At 51.5% G+C, this 5111-nt stretch carries 4 protein-coding genes; all 4 read left to right on the forward strand.

Annotated features, from left to right (window positions below):
- On the forward strand, positions 1–1761 hold a 1761-nt coding region (cydD, locus tag BZG79_RS11330; protein ID WP_077774437.1), incomplete at its 5' end, for a cysteine/glutathione ABC transporter permease/ATP-binding protein CydD.
- Positions 1754–3472: a cysteine/glutathione ABC transporter ATP-binding protein/permease CydC gene (gene cydC, locus BZG79_RS11335; protein WP_077774435.1), complete on the forward strand. Its 1719-nt coding sequence runs from the start codon at positions 1754–1756 to the stop codon at positions 3470–3472. The genes cydD and cydC, both read left to right, overlap by 8 nt.
- Positions 3473–3487: 15 nt before the next feature.
- A complete protein-coding gene (aat, locus tag BZG79_RS11340) occupies positions 3488–4201 on the forward strand; it encodes a leucyl/phenylalanyl-tRNA--protein transferase (RefSeq protein ID WP_077774436.1) in 714 nt (237 codons plus the stop codon).
- Positions 4198–4923: an arginyltransferase gene (locus tag BZG79_RS11345; RefSeq protein WP_021022424.1), complete on the forward strand. Its 726-nt coding sequence runs from the start codon at positions 4198–4200 to the stop codon at positions 4921–4923. Before aat ends, BZG79_RS11345 begins: the two co-directional genes overlap by 4 nt.
- Positions 4924–5111 lie beyond the last annotated feature (188 nt).

Raw genomic sequence — 5111 nt, forward strand, 5'->3', positions numbered from 1 at the left:
TCTAAACAGCGGGCGCTAACCCAATGGCTCAAGTCGCAGAGCACGTTAGCCAAACCCTGGTTAGTTGCGACGATTAGCATTGCACTCCTCTCTGGTGTGCTTTTGATTGCCCAAGCAGCACTTCTTGCCCACCTGCTGCATCAACTGATTATTGAGCAAACCGATAAATACGCCTTACTGCCAAGTTTTCTCACATTGGTCGGCGTTGTTTTAGCCCGTGCTGGGTGTAGTTGGGCCAAAGAACAAACTGGCTATCGCTGTGGTGAGGTCATTCGGCAACACATCCGCCAGTTAATACTCAACCGACTTCATGCGCTTGGACCTGTGAGTATTCAAGGGCGACCCGCGGGGAGCTGGGCAAGCCTGATCCTTGAGCAGGTTGAGGAGTTACAGGACTTTTTCGCTCGTTACTTACCCCAAATGGCGATCGCAGTCTTGATCCCCTTAGTGATTTTAGTCGTCGTGTTTCCAATCAATTGGGCATCTGGGCTGATCTTTTTAATCACAGCACCGCTGGTTCCCCTGTTTATGGCACTGGTCGGGATGAAAGCTGCCGATGCTAACCGCAAGAATTTTAAAGCATTGCAGCGTTTATCCGGCTATTTTTACGATCGTTTACGTGGCCTACCCACACTAAAACTATTTAATCGCGTTGATGCCGAAGCCGATCAGTTACACCTGGCGTCACATACGTTCCGTCAACGAACGATGGAAGTATTACGTCTCGCGTTCCTATCTTCTGCGGTGCTTGAGTTTTTTACGGCGATTTCGATTGCGGTTGTGGCGGTGTATTTTGGTTTTAGTTTTATCGGTGAGCTTGACTTTGGTCATTACGGAGCGCCTATTTCGCTCTTTACCGGCTTGTTTGTGCTGGTGTTGGCACCGGAGTTTTACCAACCGCTTCGCGATCTCGGTACCTTTTATCATGCCAAAGCGCAAGCGATTGGGGCTGCTGAATCGATTGTCACATTTTTAAACGCTGAGCCTGATACAGGCACGCAAGGAGAAGCAACTCCCGACTTGGCCACGGTCACCATCACTGCCGAGGATCTCGAAGTGCTCAGCCCAGATGGCCAGGTACTCGCCGGTCCCATGAGTTTTCATATTAAGCCCGGTGAACATATCGCACTGGTTGGCGTGAGTGGCGCCGGAAAATCTAGCTTACTCAATGCGTTACTCGGCTTTCTTCCCTACCGAGGTAGCTTGACCATTAATGGCTGTGAACGCAGTGAGCTGGCACTTTCGCATTGGCGACAAGCCATTAGCTGGGTAGGGCAAAATCCACAACTGTTCCATGGCAGTATTCGCGATAATATCGCGCTCGCCAACCCCGATGCGAGTCCAGAAACGATTAACCAGGTGATGACACAAGCCTATGTGGATGAATTCGTGATGCGGTTAAAAAATGGCCTTGCGCACGCCGTCGGTGATCGCAATGGCGGCTTATCCGTCGGCCAAGCGCAGCGTGTCGCTGTCGCACGCGCCTTGTTGCAAGACGGTGCGTTATGGGTGCTAGATGAACCGACTGCGAGCCTGGATGCACACAGTGAAAAGCTGGTCATTGAAAGCTTACACGCTGCCACTCAAGCTAAAACCTGCATCCAGGTCTCTCACCGTCTAGATGCACTGGCTAACAGTGATCAAGTCTGGTTGATGGCCGACGGAAAGCTGGTTCAACAAGGCCAGTATCATCAATTAGCGCACACAGGGCCGCTGGCAGAGATGCTGGCTTCAGCCGATAGGAGAAATCTTGATGCGTGAACTCCTGCCGTATCTACGCTTGTATAAACGTCATTGGTTTGGCTTAAGTTTGGGCATTGTCCTCGCGTTTGCCACTTTATTTGCCGCCATTGGCTTGCTCACTCTCTCTGGCTGGTTCATTGCCGCAGCGGCAGTGGCCGGTATCGCAGGCATCGCCACCTTTAACTATATGTTGCCAGCCGCGGGCGTGCGTGGGTTTTCTATTGGGCGCACCTTTGGTCGCTGGGCGGAACGTGTGGTCAGCCATAACGCTACTTTCAAGTTGCTTGCTGATCTCCGCGTGTCGTTTTTCCGTAAATTGGCGCCGTTAGTCCCCGACCATCGTCTGAATATGCGTGATGGTGATTTGCTTAACCGCATGGTGGCGGATGTCGACGCCATGGATCATGTTTATCTACGCCTTATTAGCCCCATGATTGTGGGTGTACTGGGCGTATTAGCCGTGAGCTTATTCTTGGGCTGGTTTGATCCGACGCTTGGTATTGCCTTGGGTCTGAGTTTGCTGGTACTGCTTGTCAGTCTACCGATCGTTTTCTATCGTCTGGGCAAGGATCAGGGCCGAGATCAACTAGAACAAAATGCCGCAACCCGCGTTGCCCTGCTAGATTGGCTGCAAGGCCATGCAGAATTAGCCTTATTTGGCGCTCGTGAGCGATATCGTGCGCGCATTGACGACAGCGAACAAGCGATGCTCAACGCGCAAGCGAATATGGCCCGTATCACAGGATGGGCTAACGCCGTGCTAATCGCAGCCACCGGACTCACGTTAGTCTTGATGATTTGGCTGGCAGCCGATGGCGTTGGCGATCGTGCGCCAGGCCCCCTCATCGCCATGGTAGCGTTTACGACCATGGCAAGCTTTGAACTGATGATGCCGATTACGGCAGCTTTCCAGTATTTAGGCAAAACGCTCACGGCCGCAAAACGGCTCAACGCCATCACAGAACGCCCACCCAGTGTTCCTTTCCCTCTCGATGGCCACAAAGGACCGGTAACAGGATCAATTGGCTTGAATAAGGTGAGCTATCAATACCCTGGGGCGGCACAAGAGGCGGTATCAAGAGTCTCGCTGGACATCACAGCAGGGCAAACCGTCGCGCTATTAGGTCGTACAGGTTGTGGTAAGTCGACCCTTATGAGCTTGCTGACGCGTGCATGGGATCCGACTCAGGGGCAAATTACTCTCGATGGTGTTCCGTTGAGCGAGTGGGATGAGTCAAGGTTACGTGATGCTATGTCTGTGGTGACGCAACGGGTTGATCTCTTTAACGGCTCACTCCGCGATAATCTCATTCTCGCCCGTCCAAATGCCTCAGATTCGGCTTTATCTCAGGCACTGACGCAGGTCGGGTTAGCGCGTCTATTAGAAGGGCAAGGCTTAGACACCTGGCTAGGCGATGGTGGACGCCAGTTATCAGGCGGTGAGCGCCGTCGTTTAGGTATCGCGCGTGGTTTATTGCATTCGGCCCCGATTATGCTCTTAGATGAACCGACAGAAGGCTTAGATGTGCAAACTGAAGCCGAAATCCTGTCTTTATTGAAAACTCATTGCCAAGATAAAACAGTGGTGATCATTACCCATCGTCTTGTTGGCTTGGAGCAGATGGACACTGTCTGCTTAATGGATGCCGGTCAGATTATTGAACAAGGGACGCATCAGTCATTGATCGATGCCAATGGACGCTATGCACAATTGATGCATCGGCTGTAAATCAGAGAGCACACGATGACCCTCTATTTGCCTCCTTTAGCGCAAGATGACGTTCGTTTTCCTCCCGTCACCGAGGCGCTGGATGATCCCGATGGCTTGCTTGCTATCGGGGGGGATCTTAGCTCTGCTCGGCTAATGTCTGCGTATCGCAACGGGATTTTCCCGTGGTTTGGTGAAGATGACCCGCTGTTATGGTGGTCACCCAGTGAGCGGGCCATCATTCAGCCAACCGAGTTTCACGCCAGCAGAAGCTTACAAAAAGCAGCGAGAAAGTCCGGAATGACGGTTACTTTGAATCAGGCCTTTGAGCGCGTTATTGCTATCTGTGCCGAGATTCGAGGGCCGGAGCAAACTTGGATCACGCACGAAATGCAAGCGGCCTATTGCCAGCTCCATCATCAAGGTGATGCCCACAGCGTGGAAGTATGGCAAGGCAATACATTAGTCGGCGGATTATACGGTGTGTCGGTGGGGGCCATTTTCTGCGGTGAGTCCATGTTTTCAAGCACAACGAATGGGTCTAAATTCGCGCTGTGGCAATTCAGCCAATATTTTGCTCACCAAGGAGGGCAATATATTGATTGCCAAATGATGACACCGCATTTAGCGTCATTAGGTGCGCAACCTTGGTCACGTCATACGTTTATCGACGCGCTTCACGCACATCGTGACCGCCCTATTGCTGATGGCTACCCACCGCAACGTCTTGCCGATTGGAGAATAACATGAGTGTTGGAATCCAAGTTGGCGTCACACCAGGCGCTGATTGCCAGTATCTTACTGATCAAACTGAGCAACTCGCGGTGGTGATGTCTCCAGAATACCATCAACGCGAACGTTATGGCGCGCTGTTAGCGGCAGGCTTTCGGCGAAGCGGTCATCTCATCTACCGTCCTCATTGTCCTTCTTGTCAGGCTTGCCAAGCGTTGAGAGTCGATGTCGACCATTACCGCCCATCAAAAAGTCAAAAGCGACATCGCAGCCAGCTCAAGCGCCTCACTATGCACGTCAGTGACCAGTTAGATGACCATTGGTTCGAGTTGTATGACCGCTATATCACCGCCCGTCACTCAGAGGGCAACATGTATCCGGCCAAACGGCAAGACTTCTTAGATTTTATCCATAGTGATTGGCTAACCCCGCGCTTTATTCATCTGTACCAAAATGAAGAACAGCGTTCACGCTTGATCGCCGTGGCAGTGAGCGATGTGGTGGATGACGGCCTTAGTGCCTTGTATACGTTTTTTGACCCTCAGCACCGATTTTCATTAGGACGTGTGAGTATTCAAGCGCAACTCCAGCTGGCAAAATCGATGCAGTTACCTTGGCTGTATTTGGGCTATCAAATCGATGCCTGCGCCGCGATGCGCTATAAAGCAGACTATTATCCCCACCAACGCTTTATTAATCAGCAGTGGCGGGCCTTTTCCTGGCCAGTTATTCCGCAATAGTCGCTATTTTTTCTAGCAAGGTGCGCCCCAACAGGGTAAAATTCGCACCCGAACTTTACAGACTTTCAGAATAGAGGCATTATCTGTCGGTCAAAAAATTGGCTATCAGAATAAGCCTAAGAGGATTCAATGGCAAAAGAAGACGTAATTGAAATGCAAGGCACCGTATTGGATACGCTGCCTAACAC

The sequence above is a fragment of the Salinivibrio sp. MA427 genome, assembly GCF_001996115.1.
Taxonomy (GTDB): Bacteria; Pseudomonadota; Gammaproteobacteria; order Enterobacterales; family Vibrionaceae; genus Salinivibrio; species Salinivibrio costicola.

Excerpts from the sequence above, each read along its gene's own strand:
- BZG79_RS11345 (WP_021022424.1), top strand. The coding sequence starts at position 4,198 with ATGAGTGTTGGAATCCAAGTTGGCGTCACACCAGGCGCTGATTGCCAG.
- cydC (WP_077774435.1), top strand. The coding sequence starts at position 1,754 with ATGCGTGAACTCCTGCCGTATCTACGCTTGTATAAACGTCATTGGTTT.
- aat (WP_077774436.1), top strand. The coding sequence starts at position 3,488 with ATGACCCTCTATTTGCCTCCTTTAGCGCAAGATGACGTTCGTTTTCCT.